Here is an 18,357-nt window from a genome sequence, read left to right on the forward strand (position 1 = left end):
CACTGCAACGATTTAATGCCTCTGAGCTGTGTCGATGATGATTCGATGCAACAAGTGCGTTGCCGTAATGTCGAACGCAACGTAGCTTTTCTCATGTCAGAAACGACGAGCCGCAAGGAGAGCACGATGCAGAAGTTCGCCACCCCCGCCCCGATCTCCACCGTCCTCGACATCCCCGCGGGGCGCGTCCAGATCATCGCCGCCGACCGGTCCGACACCGCGGTCGAGGTCCTGCCCACGAACGCCTCGAAGGACCGCGACGTGAAGGCGGCGGAGCGGACCAGGGTCGACTATGCCGACGGCGTCCTGCGGATCGCGGTCCCGGCGAAGAACCAGTACGTCGGCCCCTCCGGAACCATCGAGGTGACGGTCCAACTGCCCGCCGGTTCCCGCGTGGAGGCGAGAGCGGCCAGCACCGAATTCCGGGCCGTCGGACGCCTCGGCGACATCGCCTTCGACGGCGCGTACCGCCAGATAAAGATCGACGAGGCCGCGAGCGTCCGCCTCACCGCGGTCGACGGCGACGTCGAGGTCGGCCGGCTCAACGGCCCCGCGGAGATCAGCACCGCGAGGGGCGACATCCGGATCGCCGAGGCCGTGCGCAGCACGGTCGTGCTCCGCACCCAGTCCGGCGACATCTCGGTCGGCGCCGCCGCCGGAATCTCGGCCTCCCTGGACGCCGGTACCGCCTCCGGCCGCGTCAGCAACGACCTCAGGAACGACGGCACCGCCCAGCTCGACATCCATGCCACCACCTCCCGGGGCGACATCACCGCCCGCAGCCTCTGACCCGCGACCTCTGATCCGCGGTCCCTGGAAGGAGCCCCCTTCATGACCAGCTTGGCCATCGCGGCGAACGGGCTGCGCAAGTCCTACGGCGACAAGGTCGTGCTCGACGGCATCGACCTGGCGGTGCCGACCGGAACGGTCTTCTCCCTGCTCGGCCCGAACGGCGCGGGCAAGACCACCGCCGTCAAGATCCTCTCCACCCTCATCGGCGCCGACGCCGGCGACCTGCGCGTCGGCGGCCACGACCTGGCCGCCGACCCGCAGGCGGCGCGTGCCGCGATCGGCGTCACCGGGCAGTTCTCCGCGGTCGACGGGCTGATCACCGGCGAGGAGAACATGCTCCTCATGGCGGACCTGCACCACCTGTCCAGGCGCGAGGGGCGGCGGGTCACCGCCGAGCTGCTGGAGCGGTTCGACCTCGTCGAGGCGGCGAAGAAGCCCGCCGCCGGCTACTCCGGCGGCATGAAGCGCCGCCTGGACATCGCCATGACGCTGGTCGGCGACCCGCGGATCATCTTCCTCGACGAGCCGACCACCGGCCTGGACCCGCGCAGCCGCCACAACATGTGGCGGATCGTCCGCGAGCTGGTCTCCGGCGGCGTCACCGTCTTCCTCACCACCCAGTACCTGGAGGAGGCCGACGAACTGGCCGACCGCATCGCGGTCCTGAGCAACGGCCGGATCGCCGCCGAGGGCAGCGCCGACGAGCTGAAGCGGCTCATCCCGGGCGGCCACGTGCGGCTGCGCTTCACCGCCCCGGCCGCCTACCAGTCCGCCACCGTCGCCCTGCGCGACGTGACCCGGGACGACGAGGCGCTGTCGCTGCAGATCCCCAGCGACGGCAGCCAGCGCGAACTGCGCGCCATTCTCGACCGGCTGGACGCCGCCGGTATCGAGGCGAACGAGCTGACCGTGCACACCCCCGACCTCGACGACGTCTTCTTCGCCCTGACCGGCCCCGGCGTGCCCGCCCAGAACAACCAGCCCAAGGAGGATGTCCGATGAGCGCTCTCTCCCTCGCCGTCCGCGATGCGACCACGATGCTGCGCCGTAACCTCCTGCACGCCCGGCGCTATCCGTCGCTCACCCTGAACCTGCTGCTCACCCCGGTCATGATGCTCCTGCTCTTCGTCTACATCTTCGGTGACGTGATGAGCGCCGGTATCGCCGGCGGTGGCGCCGACCGCTCTCGCTACATCGCCTACGTCGTCCCCGGCATCCTGCTGATGACCATCGGCAGCACCGTCATCGGGGCCGCGGTGTCCGTCGCCACCGACATGTCCGAGGGCATCATCGCCCGCTTCCGCACCATGGCCATCCACCGCGGGTCCGTGCTCATCGGGCACGTCATCGGCAGCGTCCTGCAGTCGGTCGCCAGCGTGACCCTCATCGGCCTCGTCGCCGTGGCCATCGGCTTCCGCTCCACGGACGCCTCGCCCCTGGAGTGGCTGGCGGCGCTCGGGCTGCTCGTGCTCTTCGCCCTGGCGCTCACCTGGATCGCGGTCGGGATGGGCATGGCCAGCCCGAACGCCGAGGCGGCCAGCAACGGCGCGATGCCGCTGATCCTCCTGCCGCTCATCTCCAGCGCGTTCACCCCGATCGACGCGATGCCGGGCTGGTTCCAGCCCATCGCCGAATACCAGCCCTTCACACCGGCCATCGAGACCGTGCGCGGTCTGCTGCTCGGCACCGAGATCGGCCACAACGGGTGGCTGGCGGTCGCCTGGTGCCTGGTGCTCGCGGCGCTCGGCTATCGCTGGTCGACCGCCTCGTTCAGGCGCGACCCCAAGTGACCCGCACCTCGTCCCACCCGGGGCGGCGTCCCCCGACACCCCGTCGGAGGACGCCGCCCCGTCGGCGTCCTCCTCATCGCCGCACCGCGCGGCGCCCCCGAACTCCCGCCTATGGTTCCGTGCATGACGAGCACTCTCCGCCTGGAGAAGATCACCCCGGACACCTTGGACACCGCGATCGGGTTACGGGTCCGTCCGGATCAGGAACACTTGGTCGCGCCGGTGGTGAAGTCCCTGGCCGAGGCGTACGTCCATCCCGGCACAGCCTGGCCCCGCCTCATCCTCGACGGTGACCGGACCGTCGGTTTCCTCATGGCCTTCTTCGACATCGACTGGCGGGGCGACGGCACAGGCACCGACATCCGCTCCGGCCTCTGGCGCCTCAACATCGCCGCCGGCGAGCAGGGGCGGGGGTACGGCCGCTTCGCGGTCGAGTCCGTAGCCGCCGAGATCCGCCGCCGCGGCGGCACCCGCATGACCACCACCTGGCATCCGGGCGAGGGTGGCCCGGAGGGCTTCTACCTCGGGCTCGGCTTCCAGCCGACGGGCGAGACGAGCGGGAACCAGACGGTCGGCGAGCTGGACCTGTGGTGAGCCACGCCCTCCTTTTCTGAGCAGCCTCAGGCGATGCGGATCTGCTGGTCGTCGACTTCGAGGACGAGGGTCAGCCGCGCACCCAGCGCCTGTGCGTAGGCGCGCATGGCGGCGAGGTCCACGGCCTTGCCCTGCTCCAACTGGGAGACTCGGGCCTGGGTGATCCCGAGCTGTGTGGCCGCCTGCTGCTGGGTGAGTCCGCGCTCCCTGCGGAGCTGCCGCAGGTGGTGGCCCAGGAGGTGCGCCTCCTGGGCCAGGCGCGCCGCCTCCTTACGCGCTGTCCACTCAGCCTCGTCGATGTCGGGATGTGCCTCGCGGCGAGCCTGTTCGGCTCGCCGCTTGACCTCGTCCCATGAGGTGAATCCAGTCATTCCGCCTCCTTCTCCTTGTGGTCGAGGTATTGCTGGTAGCGCTTTTCGGCGAGCGGGACGGCCTCGTCGTACCAGCGGTGCCGGTGTCCGGCTTTGTCGCCCGCGACGAGAAGGATGCCTTCGCGGTCGGGGTCGAAGACGAAGAGGACGCGGATTTCGGTCCGTCCCGCAGAGCCGGGGCGTAACTCCTTGAGGTTGTGCAACCGGCTGCCGTGGATCACGTCGGCCATGGGCCGACCGAGGCTCGGGCCGACCTCCGCGAGGAGCTCTACGGCCTGCTCCACCGCGTCGGCCGAATGCGGGTCGTCCGCGCAGAGGGCGAGGAACCACTCGGCCACCTCATCATGGATATTGATTGACCATGTCACGAGCGAGTATAAGCATTTGCTTGTAAAGATGCACGGGCCCTTTAGTCGGTGTGTCACTCGAACGTGGGTTGTCTGGGTGGATGGATGAGCGGGAGCCCCTCCCGTCATGCGTCTGGTCGCCTCATGATCCCCGTCCTACGATGGGAGCGCTCCCGCACCTACCCGAAGCGGATCTGGAGGCGCAGTGAATTGTCATGGGCATGTTCGTAGATGGGGTCTTCGCGCCTCGGCCGTCGCCTCGGCCGCGACGCTGCTGGCCACCGTGGGGCTGGTCGGCACCGCCGACGCCCACGGGTCGGCCATCGGGCCGGCGTCGCGGAACTACGGGTGCTGGAAGCGCTGGGGGAGCGACTTCCAGAATCCGGAGATGAAGACCAAGGACCCCATGTGCTGGCAGGCGTGGCAGGCCGACACCAACGCCATGTGGAACTGGAACGGCCTCTACCGCGAGGGGGTCGCGGGCAATCACCAGGCCGCGCTGCCCGACGGGCAGCTGTGCAGCGCCGGGCACACCTCGTCCGGGCGCTACAACGCGATGGACGTGCCCGGGAAGTGGGAGGCCACCCCGGTCAACAACAGCTTTACGTTCAAGAACCACGACCAGGCCAAGCACGGCGCGGACTACTACCGCATCTACGTCACCAAGCAGGGCTACGACCCCACGACCCAGCCGCTGCGCTGGAGCAACCTCGAACTCGTCGCGCAGACCGGGAAGATCGCGCCCGGGGTGGGGGAGCCGTCCAGTGATCCGAGCCTCAACGGGGTCACGGTCTCGATCCCGGTCAACGCGCCCGGGCGCACCGGGCGCCATGTGGTGTTCATGATCTGGCAGGCCAGCCACTTCGACCAGACGTTCTACTCGTGCAGTGACGTGATCTTCCCGGGCGGTTAGAGCGCCAGCCGCCAGTCCTGCGCCATCACCGGACCCGCGCCGTACCCGGGGTGCGGCTCCTCGGCGGTCAGCTCGAATCCCGCCCGCTGGTAGATCCGGCGGGCGGCGGCCTGGACGTCGGTGGTCCACAGCACCAGATCACGGTGGCCCGCCGCGCGGGCGAAGTCGACGCAGGCCGCGACCAGGTGCTCGCCGAGCCGCAGGCCCCGCGCGTCCGGTTCGACGAACAGCAGCCGCAGCCGGGCCGTCGCGGGTGCCTCGTCCCGTACGCACATCACCGAGCCGACGGGGCGGCCGTCGCGCTCGGCGATCCAGACGCGCTCGTACGCCGGGTCGTGCCGGGTGCCGAAGTCGCCGACGATACGGGCCACCAGGGCCTCGAACTCGGTGTTCCAGCCGTACTCCCGGGCGTACTCGACGCCGTGCCGGTGGACGATCCACCCCAGGTCGCCGGGGCCGGGGGCGCGCAGTCGTACGTCGGACATGCCGTCCCCCTCAGCGCCGGGGCGGGGCCGTCGAGGCGCGGGCCATGAGTTCGGCGCGCACCATGGCCACGCCGCCCGGCGGCTGTGGTTCGCGGCCGAGGGCGAGCCGTCCGGCGCGTACCCCGGCGTCGTGCAGCGGCAGCCGGACCGTGGTCAGGGCGGGGACGGCGTCGGCGCTGAAGGGGAGGTCGTCGAAGCCCGCCACCGAGACGTCGTCGGGGATGCGCAGGCCCTGGTCGCGCAGGGCCGCGCAGACGCCGAGGGCGATGGTGTCGTTGGCGGCCACGACGGCGGTCAAGTCGGCGTCGCGGCGCAGGAGTTCGAGGGTGGCGTCGTAGCCGGAGGCGCGGTCGTAGAGGCCGTGGACGGTCAGTTGCTCCGCGCCCTTGTCGAGTCCGGCCGCGGTCAGGGCCTCGCGGTGGCCCTCCAGCCGGTGGCGGGTGGTGGTGCGGTCGGCGGGGCCCGCGACGTAGCCGATGCGGCGGTGGCCGAGGGTCAGCAGATGCTCCGTCAGCCGCCGGGCGCCGCCGCGGTTGTCGAAGGTGAGGGTGATCGCGTCCTCGATCGGGGGCCGTCCGCACAGCACCACCCGGGTGCCGGAGGCGGCGAGCCGGGACGCCTTGGTGGCGACGGCGGCCGCGTGGTCGGGGTGTTCGACCGCGCCGCCGGTGAGGACGACGGCGGCGGCGCGCTGGCGCTGGAGGAGGGTGAGGTAGTTCAGCTCGCGCTCGGCCGAGCCGCCCGTGTTGCAGATGACGGCCAGCTTCTCGGCGCCCCGCCCCGGCTCGGTGCCGGTGCCGCCCGGGGCGCCCATCTCGGACTGCACGGCGCCGGCGATGATGCCGAAGAAGGGGTCCGCGATGTCGTTGACCAGCACCCCGACCAGATCGGACGTGGCGGCGGCGAGAGCGCTTGCCGGTCCGTTGACCACGTACTCCAGATCCTCCACGGCACGCAGCACCCTGGCCCGGGTCGACTCGGCGACCGGATAGTTGCCGCTCAGGACGCGCGACACGGTGGCCGCCGAGACCCGAGCCCGTGCGGCCACATCGGCCAGGGTCACTGCCATGTTTCCTCCGTTGGATGGTCACCTGGGTCGTCTGGTGGGACACCGCGTGCGCTGGTGGGGCCGGGTCAATGCTCTCACTGGTCAGGGGCGCCGCGGCTATCGCGTATCGAAGCGGGAACGGGTGCGGGAATCTGTTCGCCGGGGTCTTGTCCTGACATCCGGACCGTGCCTAGGGTCGACCCCCAGCAAGCGCTTTCCGTCCCGTTGGCGAGGAGCCTCACTCCATGGCCGCAGCAGCCACCGCCCGTATCCGTGCCGCAGTCATCGGCACGGGAGCCATCGTCACGGGCAGCCATCTGCCCGCCCTGCGCGATCACGCCGACCGCGTCGAGCTGGTCGCCGCGGTCGATGTGGACGCCGACCGGCTCGACGCCTTCCGCGCGACGGCGGCCGAGAGCGCCGGATTCACCGTCACCGGCTATCCCGATGTGGCCGCGATGCTGGAGGCCGAGCGCCCCGACCTGGTCCTCATCGGCACCCCGCCCTCCCTGCACCGCGAGCAGACGGTGGCGGCGCTCGAGGCGGGCGCGTGGGTGCTGTGCGAGAAGCCGCTGTGCCTCACGCTCGCCGAGTACGACGAGATCGCACAGGCGGAAACGGAGGCGGGCGGGCCGTACGCGTCCGTCGTCTTCCAGCACCGCTACGGCTCGGGCGCCGTCCACGCCCAGGACCTGCTGACCACCGGCGCGCTCGGCCGCCCCCTGGTGGCCCACTGCCAGACCACCTGGCACCGGGACACCGCCTACTACGCCGTGCCCTGGCGCGGCCGCTGGGACAGCGAGGGCGGCGGACCCTCCATGGGCCACGGCATCCACCAGATGGATCTGCTGCTCCACCTCCTCGGCGACTGGACCGAGATCCGCGCCATGGCCGGGCGGCTGGTCCACGACGTGGAGAGCGAGGACGTGTCCACCGCGCTGGTCCGCTTCGAGAACGGAGCCATGGCCACCGTCGTCAACAGCGTGCTCTCGCCCGACGAGGTCAGCCGCATCCGCATCGACTGCGCGGACGCCACCGTCGAGCTGACCCACCTCTACGGGCACCGCAACGACGACTGGGTCTACACCCCCGCCCCGCACGTCCGCGACGAGCCCGCCCGGCAGGAGCACTGGCGCACCCCCGCCGCCGATCTGCCCAGCTCGCACGCGGCCCAGCTGACCGGGCTGCTGGACGCCATGCGGGACGGCGTACGGCCGCCGGGCAGCGGCCCGGACGCCCGCCGCACCCTCGAATTCATCGCCGCGCTCTACAAGGCGGCCTTCACCGGGCGGCCCGTGCACGCGGGAGAGATCGCGCCCGGCGACCCGTACTACGACGCCATGCACGGAAACCACCCCGAGTGGGCACCGAAGGCACCCCAGGCCACGAACGCCGCGAAGAAGGAGAGCTGAGGCCGTCATGACCCAGCAGATCACCGTCACCCACACCCACGGGACACGGATCTCGGTCGCCTCCGGCGGCGTCGAGCTGATGGCCTACGTCTACGCGCCCGACCCGGACGCCTTCGAGGCCCGCAAGCCGTACGCCCACCCGCTGCGCACCCTCGCCGGAAGCCCGGTCTCCGGCTACCGGCCGAACGACCACCGCTGGCACAAGGGCCTGCAGATGACCTCCAGCCATCTGTCCGGCCAGAACTTCTGGGGCGGCAACTCCTACCTCGGCCCCGACCAGGGCTACCAGCGGGTCGAGGAGCGGGTCGGCTCCATGCGGCACGACGGGTTCGAGGAGTTCACGGTCACCGACGACCGGCTGCGCTTCACCGAGAAGCTCACCTGGGTGGCCAATCCTTCCATTCAACACAGCGGCGGCCAGGAGTGGGCGCGCGAGCTGCGCACCATCGAACTGCACTCGGTCGAGCCGGACGAGGGCACCTGGGCCCTGGACTGGTCCATCCACCTCACCAACATCCGCGGCGAGGCGCTGCACTTCGGCTCCCCGACCACCGCGGGCCGCGAGATGGCCGGGTACACCGGGCTGAACTGGCGCGGCCCCCGCGACTTCATCGGCGGCGACGCCTTCGGCCCGGACGGGCGCGGCGGCGAGGGCGAGAAGGGTGCCTCGGACCTGATGGGCACCCCGGCCGCCGACGCCCCCTGGGTCGCCTTCACCGGCGAGCACGACGCCATCGACGCGCACTCGACGCTGCTGTTCGCGCACGCTCCCGAGAACGCGGACGCGATCCACGCCTCCCACTGGTTCGTGCGCTCCGAGCCGATCCCCTCGGTGGCCCCCTCGTGGGCGTTCTTCGAGGAGTTCGAGCTGCCGCCGGGGGAGTCCTTCGGCTACCGCTACCGCGTGGTGGTCGCCGACGGCGCGTGGGACCGTACGCGCGCCGAGAGCTACCTCAAGAACCACGGGTGGTGAGCGAGATGACCGCGATGCCCGCCCCCCTGCCGGGTGGCGTGGGGATGTCCCACATCAGCGCGTACGACTGGGAGGCCGCCGACGGCGTGTGCGGCGGCAGCCCCCACCTCCACCTCGCCTGCACCGAGGCGTACGTGGTCACCGCCGGGCGCGGCGCCGTCCAGACCCTGACCGTCGCCGACGGCTTCACCGAGACGCCGCTGGAGCCGGGCGCGGTGGTGTGGTTCACCCCGGGCACCGTGCACCGCATGGTGCAGGGCGGCGGCCTGAAGGTGACCGTGCTGATGCAGAACAGCGGGCTGCCCGAGGCCGGGGACGCGGTGTTCACGTTCCCGCCCGAGGTGCTGGCCGACCCCGGGCGTTACGCGGCGGCCGCCGCGCTGCCCGCCAAGGAGGGCCCGGCGGCGGAGGCGGCCGCCCGGCGCCGCCGGGACCTCGCGATCGAGGGCTACCTCACGCTGCGGGCCGCCGCCGAGAAGGGCGACGACGCGCCGCTGCGCGCCTTCCACGAGGCCGCGGTGCGGATCGTCGCGCCCAAGGTCGAGGACTGGGAGCCGCGCTGGCGGGACGGCGCGCTCGCCGCGGCCCAGCGCACCGGTGAGCAGCTGACCGCGCTCGCCGCGGGCGACCCGGCCCACCTCGCCGAGGCGCGGGTCACCGCGACCGGGCCCAGCCGCCGCGGCGGCTACGGCATGTGCGGACGGCGGGACGAATACGAACTGCCCGGCGCCACGCTCCCGTACTACGGCGAATAGGCACCGGCATCCCCCCACATGGACAGGCACATCGGCACATCACAGGAGGGAGGTCGGTCCGGCGATGCGCAAAAAAGGGACAACGGTGTCCTGCGCACTGGCTCTCGTCCTCACACTCGGCGGGACCCTGACGGGCTGCGGCGGCGGTGAGGGCGGCGGCTCGGGCGGCAAGGTCACCCTGCGGTTCACCTGGTGGGGAAACCCCGACCGGGCGGCCCGTACGGACAAGGCCGTCAAGCTGTTCGAGAAGCGCCACCCCGACATCGACATCAGCACGTCCTTCGCGGGCTTCGACACGTACAAGGCGAAGCTCGCCACCCAGGCCGCGGGCGGCGACGCACCCGATGTGATGCAGCTGGACTACCGGCAGATCAACCAGTACGCCACCTCCGGCATCCTGCTCGACCTCGGTAAGCACCGTGAGCTGCGCACCGCGGACATCGACAAGGGGCTGCTGGACACCGGTGTCGTGGACGGCAAGCAGTACGCGCTGCCGGTCGCCCGCGGCGCCGAGACCATCGCGTACGACGCGGCGCTGTGGCGCAAGGCGGGCGTCCCCGAGCCGACCGTCGACTGGACGTGGGACGACTGGACCGACGCGATGCGCAAGCTGACGAAGTCCAAGGCCACCGGCGGCCGGGTCGGCTCCACCGACCCGGGCCAGAGCGAGGACGTCTTCGAGATCTGGCTGCGCGGCCGGGGCAAGGCCCTGTACGGCGACGATGGCAAGCTGGGCTTCACGGCCGACGATCTGACCCGCTTCTGGGAGTTCTGCACCAAGCTCCGCAAGGAGGGCGTGGTGGCCCCCGCCGAGCAGACCAGCCAGATGGACGGCACGGTGGAGAACACCCCGCTCGGCCGCCTGAAGTCGGTCTCCGACTTCAACTGGGACGCGCCCTCCAGCGGTTACGACCCGATCGTGGGCAAGGGACTGAAGCTGGCCCCGCTGCCCGCCGGGGACGACGGCAAGCCCGCCCTGTACTACAAGCCGTCGATGTTCTTCGGGGCCTCCGCCAAGACCCAGCACCCCAAGCAGGCCGCCCAGTTCATCGACTTCCTGCTCAACGACCCGGCGGCCGGGGCCATCCTCGGCGCCACCCGCGGCATCCCGGCCAACGACGCGATCCGCGACAAGGTGCTGCCCAAGCTGGAGGGCTTCGACCAGGTCGTCTCCGCCTACCAGAAGCAGTTCGAGGGCAAGCTCAAGGATCCGCCCGCCGCGCCGCCCAAGGGCGACGCCTCGCTGCAGTCCACCTTCAGCCGCGACTACGACCAGGTGTCGTACGAGCGCATGTCGCCGCGTGAGGCGGCGGAGAACTACATCACCGAGGCGAAGGCGGAGCTGAGGCAATGACCGCGACCGCGACCCGCCCCCAGGACGACGCGCCGCCCGCCGCGCGCGCCAAGCGGGCACCGAAGCGCGAGAGGCAGGGCGCCGCCTGGGTGTTCCTGTCCCCATGGGTGATCGGCGCGACCGTGCTGACGCTGCTGCCGATGGCCGTCTCGCTGTATCTGTCGTTCACCGACTACGACATGTTCGACGCCCCGCGGTGGGTGGGCCTCCGTAACTACACGCAGATGTTCACGGAGGACCCCCGCTACTGGCGGTCGGTGATCACGACGCTGACGTACGTCGTGATCGCGGTGCCGCTGCAGCTGGTGCTGGCCCTCGCCGTCGCGATCGCGCTGAAGTCCGTCAAGCGCGGCAAGGGCTTCTACCGCTCGGCGTTCTACGCGCCCTCGCTGCTCGGCGCGTCGATGTCCATCGCGCTCGTCTGGCGGGCGATCTTCAACGACGGCGGCACCGTCGACAACCTCCTCTCCGGCGTCGGCATCGACATCGGCGGCTGGATCAACAAGCCGGGCTGGGCGATCCTGTCGGTCGCGCTGCTGACCATCTGGCAGTTCGGCGCCCCCATGGTGATCTTCCTCGCCGGGCTCCAGCAGATCCCCGCCGAGCTGTACGAGGCGGCGGCGGTCGACGGGGCGTCCTGGTGGCGGCAGTTCCGCTCCATCACCATCCCGATGCTCTCGCCCGTGCTCTTCTTCAACCTGGTGCTCCAGATGATCCAGGCGTTCCAGGTCTTCACCCCGGCCTTCGCGGTCAGCGCGGGCAAGGGCGGCCCCGCCGACTCCACCCTCGTCTACACCCTCTACCTCTACGACCGCGCCTTCACCGCCTCCCACATGGGCTACGCCTCCGCCATGGCGTGGGCGCTGCTGCTGGCCATCGGCGCCGTCACCGCGGTGCTCTTCCGGACCTCCCGGGCCTGGGTCTTCTACGCCAACGACAACAACGAGGGGGCCCGATGACCACCGCCCCGATCACCGCCGACGCCCCGGTGGCCCAGCGGCGGCCCGCGGGCCGGATCGCGCTGCACGTCTGCCTGATCGCCGTCCTGCTGGTGATGCTGTATCCGCTGGCCTGGCTGGTGGCCACCTCGTTCAAACCGGCCGACGAGGTCATCGCCAGCCTCAAGCTGCTCCCCAGCCACCTGGAATGGAGCAACTACTCGACCGCCCTGGAGGGCGTGAACGAGGTCAGCGTCGGCCGGCTGCTGTGGAACTCGCTGCTCATCGCGTGCGGCGCCGTCCTCGGCAACGTCATCAGCTGCTCGCTCGCCGCGTACGCCTTCGCCCGGCTGCGGTTCCGGATGCGCGGACCGCTGTTCGCCTTCATGATCGCCACGATCATGCTGCCGCACCACGCGATCCTCATCCCGCAGTACATCATCTTCAACCAGCTCGGCATGGTGAACACCTACTGGCCGATGATCCTGCCGAAGTTCCTGGCCACCGACGCCTTCTTCGTCTTCCTCATCGTCCAGTTCATGCGCGGGCTGCCGCGCGAGCTGGAGGAGGCGGCCCGGATCGACGGCTGCGGGCCCTTCCGCTCCTTCTTCAGCGTCATCCTGCCGCTGACCAGGCCCGCGCTGATCACCACCGCGATCTTCACCTTCATCTGGACCTGGAACGACTTCTTCACCCAGCTCATCTACCTCTTCGAGCCGGAGAAGTTCACCCTGACCCTGGCCCTGCGCTCCTTCGTGGACGCCTCCAGCCAGTCGGCGTTCGGCCCGATGTTCGCGATGTCGGTCTTCGCCCTGCTGCCCATCGTGCTCTTCTTCCTCGCCTTCCAGCGGTTCCTGGTCGAGGGCATGGCCAGCTCCGGGCTGAAGGGGTGAGCCGCCATGCCGTCCTCCGCGACCACCCGTGAACCCGGCGAGCTGACCGGCCCGCGCTTCGCCCTCTTCGCCGACGTCCTGGCGGTGGGCCTGGCCACGGCCGCCGCCTCGCTGCCGCTGATCACCGCCCCCGCCGCCATGTCCACGGCCTGCGCCGTCCTGGACCGGCGGGTGCGGGAGGACGCCCCCGCCACCGCGGGCGGCTACTTCCGCGCCCTGCGGGCCCGGCTGCGCACCGGCGACCTGCTGGCCGGGGCCGGGATGCTGGCCGGCGGCGCGCTGCTGCTGTTCAACGCGCTCGCGTCCGGGGCGGGCCTGCCCGGCGCGGTCGCCTTCCGGCCGGCGCTGCTCGTCGTGGCCGGGCTGCTCACCGTCGTCCTGCTGCGGGCCTGCGCCCGCCCCGAATCGGCGACGAGCTGGCGCACCGCGCTACGCTCGGCCGCGTACGCCAGTGTGCGCACCCCGCGCGCGAGCCTCGTGCTGCTGCTGGCCGTGGCCACCGCCGCCGTCTGTGCCTGGGCTTATCCGCCCCTTCTCTTCCTCGTCCCCGGTCCGCTCGCGATCGCCGCCAGAGCCACGGAGCACCACCTATGAGCCTGCCCCGACGTCACTTCCTCGCCGGATCCGCGGCCGCGGGCGGGTTCCTCGCCGCCGCCGGTGCGTCCCCGGCCGCTGCCGCGGGCCATACCGACACGCCGTTCCTGGAGCTGCTCACCAAGGCCGCCGACAAGCGGGTGGCCGAAGTGGTCGACGGGCTCGACGCCACTCTCGCCCAGCTGAACAACCTCGGCCAGGCCCGCCCCGCCGCCCGCAGCCTGCGCCTGCTGACCTCCGTCCACGTATGGGCCGACGCCGAGCACCATCACGACGCGGCGCTCATCGCGCCCATGACCCGGCTCGCCGACGCGCTGGCCGCCGCCCAGTTCGACGACGGCCTCTTCGACCAGGGCGCGGTGCACTCCCCGCCGGACACCGCCTTCTCGATCGTGGACCTGGGCCTGCTGTACGGCCTGCTGGACGACGACGACCACCCGTCCACCGCGAAGGTCCGCGCCACCCTGAAGAAGATCCTCCGCAAGGCCGGGGCGGGGCTCTCCACCGGCGGGCTGCACACCCCCAACCACCGCTGGAAGGTGTGCGCCGCGCTCGCCCGTATCAATGCCTTCTGGCCCGACGACCGCTACACCCGCCGCATCGACGCCTGGCTGGCCGAGGGCATCGACCAGTACGAGGCGGGCCAGTACAGCGAGCGCAGCGCCACCTACGCGCCCATCGTCACCAACCCCGCGCTGCTGACCCTCGCCCGGCTCACCGACCGCCCGAAGCTGTACGAGAACGTGCGGCGCAACCTGGAGGCCACGCTCCACCTCGTGGAGCCCAACGGCGATGTGGAGACGGTGCATTCGCGCCGCCAGGACCAGAAGACGGTCAAGCACCTGTCCGAGTACTGGCTGCAGTACCGGGCGCTGGCGATCCGGGACAAGGACGGGCGCTTCGCGGCCATGGCCGAGACCGTCCAGCGGCGCGGGGCGGACCAGACCTTCGACGAGACCCCGCTCGGGGACTTCCTCGCCGAGGTGCTGGACGAGCCGGAGCTGGCCGCGCCGCTGCCGAAGGCCACCGCCGCGCCGTCGGAGTTCACCTGGCACGACAAGGACAGCGGGCTGGTGCGGATCGGCCGGGGCGCCACCCGTACGTCGCTGTTCGGCGGCACGGACTTCCCCGACGTCCACGCGATCTCCTCGGGCCTGTCCACCAACCCGACCTTCTTCAAGTGGCGCAAGGGCGCCGCGATCCTGGACTCGCTGCGGCTGTCCCCGCAGTTCTTCTCGCTCGGCCACTTCCGCGCCGAGAACGTCGAGCGCACGGCGGACGGCTGGCGGCTGTGGGCGGACGTCCGCGCCGGATACCACCTGCCGCTGCCCCCGCAGCACCGCCGCCCCGACGGCCGCTATCCGCTGACCGACGACGGCCGCTTCTGGTCCGCGATGGACTTCCCGCACCGTCCCAAGCAGTGGCGGACCCTGCACACCGAGGTGCGGGCGGCCGAGGCGGACGGCGGCTGGAACCTGGACGTCGAGGTCGGCGAGTCCGAGGTCCCGCTCGCCCTGGAGCTGTGCTTCCGCGCCGGGGGCACGCTGACCGGCGTCGAGCCCGTGCCCGGCCAGAAGGACACGTATCAGCTGGTCAAGGGGTACGGGACGTACACCTCCGGCGATGACGTGATCACCTTCGGCCCGGGCAACGGCAGCGGCCCGCGCCAGCCCGCCGTCGTGGACCCGGGGGAGCGCTACACCTGGATGGGCGGCGATCTGCCGGTGTCCGGGCTGCGCGTGCTGATCACCGGGCGTTCACCGCTCGCGTATCGCTTGACTCTGCGGTGACTCCGCGGTGAAGCGCTGACTGACCCCTGTGCCGCCCCTGTGCCCGCTCTGTACAGGGGTGGCCGGGGGAGTTAGCGTAGCCATTAGTAAGCGCTTACTGTGAAGCGCTTACTACGATGCTGTTACCACCTCTGGTGACCTTGGTGAGGAGACGAAGCCACGTGACACGTAAGACCGTGCGGATCGCCATGAACGGTGTGACCGGCCGGATGGGATACCGCCAACACCTCGTCCGGTCGCTCCTCGCCATCCGCGAACAAGGCGGCGTCGACCTCGGCGACGGCAGTGTGCTGTGGCCCGAACCGCTGCTCGTCGGCCGCCGCGAGCACGTCCTGAAGGAGATGGCCGAGCGCCACGGCCTCGACCCCGTCGCCGACGTCTCCACCGACCTGGACGCCGTGCTCGCCGACGACAGCGTCGACATCTACTTCGACGCGCAGGTCACCGCCGCCCGCGAGGAGGCCATCAAGAAGGCCGTCGCGGCGGGCAAGCACATCTACACCGAGAAGCCGACGGCCACCGGCCTCGACGGCGCCCTCGAACTGGCCCGGCTCGCCCAGGCCGCCGGCGTCAAGCACGGCGTCGTCCAGGACAAGATCTTCCTGCCGGGGCTGCTGAAGCTCAAGCGCCTCATCGACGGCGGCTTCTTCGGGAAGATCCTCTCGATCCGCGGCGAGTTCGGCTATTGGGTCTTCGAGGGCGACTGGCAGAGCGCCCAGCGCCCCTCGTGGAACTACCGCGCCGAGGACGGCGGCGGCATCGTCGTCGACATGTTCCCGCACTGGGAGTACGTCCTGCACGAGCTGTTCGGCCCGGTCCGCACCGTCTCGGCCCAGACCACGACCCACATCCCGCACCGCTGGGACGAGCAGGGCAAGCCGTACGACGCCACCGCCGATGACGCGGCCTACGGCATCTTCCAGCTCGAGGGCGGCGCCATCGCCCAGATCAACTCCTCCTGGGCGGTCCGCGTCAACCGCGACGAGCTGGTCGAGTTCCAGGTCGACGGCACCGAGGGCTCCGCCGTCGCGGGCCTGCGCAACTGCCGCGTCCAGCACCGCTCGGCCACCCCCAAGCCGGTCTGGAACCCCGACCTCCCGGCCACCGAGTCCTTCCGTGACCAGTGGCAGGAGATCCCGGACAACGAGGAGTTCGACAACGGCTTCAAGGCCCAGTGGGAGCTGTTCCTGCGCCACGTCGCCCTGGACGAGCCCTGGCGCTGGGACCTGCTGGCCGGTGCCCGCGGCGTCCAGCTCGCCGAGCTGGGCCTCGCGTCCTCGGCGGAGGGCCGCCGGCTGGACGTACCGGAGCTGAGCCTGTGACCCTCCACCTGCCCGGGCCGGGCGGCACCACCCGCCCCTACGAGCCCCGCACCGAACCGCTCTCCCCGACGACCGGGGCCGCGCTCACCTCCCGCGTCGTGTTCTCGGCCGCCCATGTGGTCGCCGACCCGTACGCCGACGTCAGCCCCGACAGCCCCGCCGCCGTCGACTGGGACGCCACCCTCGCCTTCCGCCGCCACCTGTGGTCGCACGGGCTCGGCGTCGCCGAGGCCATGGACACCGCACAGCGCGGCATGGGCCTGGACTGGGCGGGCGCCGCCGAGCTGATCCGCCGTTCGGCGGCCGAGGCGAAGGCGGCCGGCGGCCGCATCGCCTGCGGCGTCGGCACCGACCAGCTGCCGCCCGGGGACCGCACCCTGGACGAGGTCCGCGCCGCCTACGAGGAACAGCTCGCCGTCGTCGAGGCCTCCGGCGCCCAGGCGATCCTGATGGCCTCCCGCGCCCTGTGCGCCGCCGCCAAGGGCCCGGACGACTACCTGGAGGTCTACGGCCATCTGCTGCGCCAGGCCACCGAACCGGTCGTCCTGCACTGGCTGGGCCCGATGTTCGACCCGGCCCTGGAGGGCTACTGGGGCAGCGCCGACCTGGACGCCGCCACCCGCACCTTCCTCGACGTGATCGCCGCCCACCCCGACAAGGTCGACGGCATCAAGGTCTCCCTGCTCGACGCGCAGCGCGAGATCGACCTGCGGCGCAAGCTCCCCCAGGGGGTGCGCTGCTACACCGGCGACGACTTCAACTACCCCGAGCTGATCGCGGGCGACGACCGTGGCTTCAGCCACGCCCTGCTGGGCATCTTCGACCCGCTGGGCCCGCTCGCCGCCGAGGCCGTACGCCGCCTGGACACCGGCGACACCGCGGGCTTCCGCGCCCTGCTCGACCCCACCGTGGAACTCTCCCGCCACCTCTTCCAGACCCCGACCCGCTACTACAAGACGGGCGTGGTCTTCCTGGCCTGGCTGGCGGGCCACCAGTCGCACTTCACCATGGTGGGCGGCCTGCAGTCGGCCCGTTCGCTGCCGCACCTGGCGCGGGCGTACGAACTGGCCGACGGCCTCGGCCTGTTCCCGGACCCGGCCCTGGCGGAGTCCCGTATGAAGCACCTGCTGTCCGTCCATGGAGTCGCCCAATGAGTTCCGTGCCGCGCCTGAGCCTGAACCAGGAAACGATCAAGCAGTGGTCGCTGCCGGAGCTGGCGGAGGGCTGCGTCAAGGCGGGCGTCACGGGCGTCGGCCTGTGGCGCGAACCGGTCCAGAAGTACGGCGTGGAAGCCGCCGCCCGGCTCATCCGCGACGCGGGCCTGACCGTCACCTCGCTGTGCCGCGGCGGCTTCTTCACCGCGCTCGACCCCGGTGAGCGCGCCGCCGCCCTCGCCGACAACCGCGCCGCCATCGACGAGGCCGCCACCCTCGGCACCGACACCCTGGTCCTGGTCTCCGGCGGCCTCCCGCCCGGCAGCCGCGACCTGTTCGCCGCCCGCGAGCGCATCGCCGACGCCCTGGGCGAGCTGGGCCCGTACGCCGCCGAGCGCGGCGTCCGCCTGGCCATCGAGCCCCTGCACCCGATGTACGCCTCCGACCGCTGCGTGGTCTCCACCCTCGCCCAGGCCCTCGACCTGGCGATCCGCTTCCCGGCCGACCAGGTCGGCGTGGTCGTGGACACCTACCACCTGTGGTGGGACGACACCATCGCCGGCCAGATCGCCCGCGCGGGCTCGGAAGGCCGCATCGCCGCGTTCCAGCTCGCCGACTGGATCACACCGCTGCCGGAGGGCGTGCTGCTGGGCCGGGGCCAGCTCGGCGACGGCGCGGTCGACTTCCGCTGGTTCCGCGAACAGGTCGACGCGACCGGCTACGACGGCCCCATCGAGGTCGAGATCTTCAACCCGGACCTCTGGGCCCGCGACGGCGCCGAGGTCCTGGCGGAGGTGGCCGACCGCTACCGCGCGCTGGTGCTGTAGCGACC

19 protein-coding genes and 1 pseudogene are annotated in these 18,357 nt (G+C 71.4%); 16 read left to right on the plus strand and 4 right to left on the minus strand.

Annotated features, from left to right (window positions below):
* The first annotated feature begins 126 nt into the window (after window positions 1-126).
* From ABZ562_RS06515 to ABZ562_RS06530, 4 genes are all read left to right on the plus strand, one after another.
* Window positions 127-789 carry a DUF4097 family beta strand repeat-containing protein gene (locus ABZ562_RS06515; RefSeq protein ID WP_361474982.1) on the plus strand — a complete coding sequence of 221 codons (663 nt, stop codon included), beginning with the start codon at window positions 127-129 and terminating at the stop codon, window positions 787-789.
* Window positions 790-831: 42 nt separating this feature from the next.
* Window positions 832-1,794 carry an ATP-binding cassette domain-containing protein gene (locus tag ABZ562_RS06520; protein WP_361474846.1) on the plus strand — a complete coding sequence of 321 codons (963 nt, stop codon included), beginning with the start codon at window positions 832-834 and terminating at the stop codon, window positions 1,792-1,794.
* Window positions 1,791-2,582 (plus strand): ABC transporter permease, encoded by a 792-nt coding sequence (locus ABZ562_RS06525; protein ID WP_361474848.1) that lies wholly within the window; start codon window positions 1,791-1,793, stop codon window positions 2,580-2,582. The genes ABZ562_RS06520 and ABZ562_RS06525 overlap by 4 nt, the downstream gene beginning before the upstream one ends.
* A 123-nt stretch (window positions 2,583-2,705) precedes the next feature.
* Window positions 2,706-3,176 (plus strand): GNAT family N-acetyltransferase, encoded by a 471-nt coding sequence (locus tag ABZ562_RS06530; RefSeq protein WP_361474850.1) that lies wholly within the window; start codon window positions 2,706-2,708, stop codon window positions 3,174-3,176.
* A gap of 26 nt (window positions 3,177-3,202) precedes the next feature.
* Here ABZ562_RS06530 and ABZ562_RS06535 read toward each other — a convergent pair whose 3' ends face one another.
* Both ABZ562_RS06535 and ABZ562_RS06540 read right to left on the minus strand, forming a co-directional pair.
* The gene (locus ABZ562_RS06535) at window positions 3,203-3,547 is read right to left on the minus strand and encodes a helix-turn-helix transcriptional regulator (RefSeq protein ID WP_361474852.1); all 345 of its coding nucleotides are present in this window, start codon (window positions 3,545-3,547) and stop codon (window positions 3,203-3,205) included.
* Window positions 3,544-3,885: a type II toxin-antitoxin system RelE/ParE family toxin gene (locus ABZ562_RS06540; RefSeq protein WP_361474854.1), complete on the minus strand. Its 342-nt coding sequence runs from the start codon at window positions 3,883-3,885 to the stop codon at window positions 3,544-3,546. Before ABZ562_RS06540 ends, ABZ562_RS06535 begins: the two co-directional genes overlap by 4 nt.
* 214 nt (window positions 3,886-4,099) lie before the next feature.
* On the opposite strand from ABZ562_RS06540, the gene ABZ562_RS06545 reads away from it, so the two are divergent.
* A complete protein-coding gene (locus ABZ562_RS06545; RefSeq protein ID WP_361474856.1) occupies window positions 4,100-4,807 on the plus strand; it encodes a lytic polysaccharide monooxygenase in 708 nt (235 codons plus the stop codon).
* On the opposite strand, the pseudogene ABZ562_RS06550 reads toward ABZ562_RS06545, so the two are convergent.
* Together ABZ562_RS06550 and ABZ562_RS06555 are read right to left on the minus strand one after the other, a co-directional pair.
* Window positions 4,804-5,286 (minus strand): annotated as a pseudogene (locus tag ABZ562_RS06550) (GNAT family N-acetyltransferase); the annotation flags it as partial. The gene ABZ562_RS06545 and the pseudogene ABZ562_RS06550 overlap by 4 nt on opposite strands.
* A 16-nt stretch (window positions 5,287-5,302) precedes the next feature.
* Complete coding sequence (locus tag ABZ562_RS06555) at window positions 5,303-6,361, minus strand: LacI family DNA-binding transcriptional regulator (RefSeq protein WP_361474858.1); 1,059 nt, start codon at window positions 6,359-6,361, stop codon at window positions 5,303-5,305.
* Between the two features lie 224 nt (window positions 6,362-6,585).
* Here ABZ562_RS06555 and ABZ562_RS06560 point away from each other — a divergent pair, with 224 nt between their 5' ends.
* The 11 genes from ABZ562_RS06560 to ABZ562_RS06610 all read left to right on the plus strand — a co-directional run bounded on the left by ABZ562_RS06560 (window position 6,586) and on the right by ABZ562_RS06610 (window position 18,352).
* A complete protein-coding gene (locus ABZ562_RS06560) occupies window positions 6,586-7,752 on the plus strand; it encodes a Gfo/Idh/MocA family oxidoreductase (protein ID WP_361474860.1) in 1,167 nt (388 codons plus the stop codon).
* A 7-nt stretch (window positions 7,753-7,759) separates the two neighbouring features.
* Window positions 7,760-8,725 (plus strand): PmoA family protein, encoded by a 966-nt coding sequence (locus ABZ562_RS06565; protein ID WP_361474862.1) that lies wholly within the window; start codon window positions 7,760-7,762, stop codon window positions 8,723-8,725.
* Between the two features lie 5 nt (window positions 8,726-8,730).
* Window positions 8,731-9,480 carry a cupin gene (locus tag ABZ562_RS06570; RefSeq protein WP_361474984.1) on the plus strand — a complete coding sequence of 250 codons (750 nt, stop codon included), beginning with the start codon at window positions 8,731-8,733 and terminating at the stop codon, window positions 9,478-9,480.
* A gap of 64 nt (window positions 9,481-9,544) precedes the next feature.
* Entirely contained in the window at window positions 9,545-10,834 is a 1,290-nt protein-coding gene (locus ABZ562_RS06575) for an ABC transporter substrate-binding protein (RefSeq protein ID WP_361474864.1), read from the plus strand.
* Window positions 10,831-11,793, plus strand: a complete 963-nt coding sequence (locus tag ABZ562_RS06580) for a sugar ABC transporter permease (RefSeq protein WP_361474866.1) — start codon at window positions 10,831-10,833, stop codon at window positions 11,791-11,793. The genes ABZ562_RS06575 and ABZ562_RS06580 overlap by 4 nt, the downstream gene beginning before the upstream one ends.
* A complete protein-coding gene (locus ABZ562_RS06585) occupies window positions 11,790-12,665 on the plus strand; it encodes a carbohydrate ABC transporter permease (protein WP_361474868.1) in 876 nt (291 codons plus the stop codon). The genes ABZ562_RS06580 and ABZ562_RS06585 overlap by 4 nt, the downstream gene beginning before the upstream one ends.
* Window positions 12,666-12,671: 6 nt before the next feature.
* On the plus strand, window positions 12,672-13,259 hold the full coding sequence (locus ABZ562_RS06590; protein ID WP_361474870.1) for a hypothetical protein: 588 nt from the start codon (window positions 12,672-12,674) through the stop codon (window positions 13,257-13,259).
* Window positions 13,256-15,049 (plus strand): hypothetical protein, encoded by a 1,794-nt coding sequence (locus tag ABZ562_RS06595; protein ID WP_361474872.1) that lies wholly within the window; start codon window positions 13,256-13,258, stop codon window positions 15,047-15,049. The genes ABZ562_RS06590 and ABZ562_RS06595 overlap by 4 nt, the downstream gene beginning before the upstream one ends.
* 161 nt (window positions 15,050-15,210) lie before the next feature.
* Window positions 15,211-16,371, plus strand: a complete 1,161-nt coding sequence (locus tag ABZ562_RS06600) for a Gfo/Idh/MocA family oxidoreductase (RefSeq protein WP_361474874.1) — start codon at window positions 15,211-15,213, stop codon at window positions 16,369-16,371.
* Window positions 16,368-17,525: a dihydrodipicolinate synthase family protein gene (locus ABZ562_RS06605; protein WP_361474876.1), complete on the plus strand. Its 1,158-nt coding sequence runs from the start codon at window positions 16,368-16,370 to the stop codon at window positions 17,523-17,525. The genes ABZ562_RS06600 and ABZ562_RS06605 overlap by 4 nt, the downstream gene beginning before the upstream one ends.
* Window positions 17,522-18,352: a sugar phosphate isomerase/epimerase family protein gene (locus ABZ562_RS06610; RefSeq protein ID WP_361474878.1), complete on the plus strand. Its 831-nt coding sequence runs from the start codon at window positions 17,522-17,524 to the stop codon at window positions 18,350-18,352. The genes ABZ562_RS06605 and ABZ562_RS06610 overlap by 4 nt, the downstream gene beginning before the upstream one ends.
* Window positions 18,353-18,357 lie beyond the last annotated feature (5 nt).

The sequence above is a fragment of the Streptomyces sp. NPDC019937 genome (assembly GCF_040631655.1).
In the GTDB taxonomy this organism is placed as follows: domain Bacteria; phylum Actinomycetota; class Actinomycetes; order Streptomycetales; family Streptomycetaceae; genus Streptomyces.

What these genes read in the sequence shown, in the direction of transcription:
- ABZ562_RS06515 (WP_361474982.1), top strand. Translation starts at nt 127, where the DNA reads ATGCAGAAGTTCGCCACCCCCGCCCCGATCTCCACCGTCCTCGACATC.
- ABZ562_RS06520 (WP_361474846.1), top strand. Translation starts at nt 832, where the DNA reads ATGACCAGCTTGGCCATCGCGGCGAACGGGCTGCGCAAGTCCTACGGC.
- ABZ562_RS06525 (WP_361474848.1), top strand. Translation starts at nt 1,791, where the DNA reads ATGAGCGCTCTCTCCCTCGCCGTCCGCGATGCGACCACGATGCTGCGC.
- ABZ562_RS06530 (WP_361474850.1), top strand. Translation starts at nt 2,706, where the DNA reads ATGACGAGCACTCTCCGCCTGGAGAAGATCACCCCGGACACCTTGGAC.
- ABZ562_RS06535 (WP_361474852.1), bottom strand. Translation starts at nt 3,547, where the DNA reads ATGACTGGATTCACCTCATGGGACGAGGTCAAGCGGCGAGCCGAACAG.
- ABZ562_RS06555 (WP_361474858.1), bottom strand. Translation starts at nt 6,361, where the DNA reads ATGGCAGTGACCCTGGCCGATGTGGCCGCACGGGCTCGGGTCTCGGCG.
- ABZ562_RS06560 (WP_361474860.1), top strand. Translation starts at nt 6,586, where the DNA reads ATGGCCGCAGCAGCCACCGCCCGTATCCGTGCCGCAGTCATCGGCACG.
- ABZ562_RS06565 (WP_361474862.1), top strand. Translation starts at nt 7,760, where the DNA reads ATGACCCAGCAGATCACCGTCACCCACACCCACGGGACACGGATCTCG.
- ABZ562_RS06570 (WP_361474984.1), top strand. Translation starts at nt 8,731, where the DNA reads ATGACCGCGATGCCCGCCCCCCTGCCGGGTGGCGTGGGGATGTCCCAC.
- ABZ562_RS06575 (WP_361474864.1), top strand. Translation starts at nt 9,545, where the DNA reads ATGCGCAAAAAAGGGACAACGGTGTCCTGCGCACTGGCTCTCGTCCTC.
- ABZ562_RS06580 (WP_361474866.1), top strand. Translation starts at nt 10,831, where the DNA reads ATGACCGCGACCGCGACCCGCCCCCAGGACGACGCGCCGCCCGCCGCG.
- ABZ562_RS06585 (WP_361474868.1), top strand. Translation starts at nt 11,790, where the DNA reads ATGACCACCGCCCCGATCACCGCCGACGCCCCGGTGGCCCAGCGGCGG.
- ABZ562_RS06590 (WP_361474870.1), top strand. Translation starts at nt 12,672, where the DNA reads ATGCCGTCCTCCGCGACCACCCGTGAACCCGGCGAGCTGACCGGCCCG.
- ABZ562_RS06595 (WP_361474872.1), top strand. Translation starts at nt 13,256, where the DNA reads ATGAGCCTGCCCCGACGTCACTTCCTCGCCGGATCCGCGGCCGCGGGC.
- ABZ562_RS06610 (WP_361474878.1), top strand. Translation starts at nt 17,522, where the DNA reads ATGAGTTCCGTGCCGCGCCTGAGCCTGAACCAGGAAACGATCAAGCAG.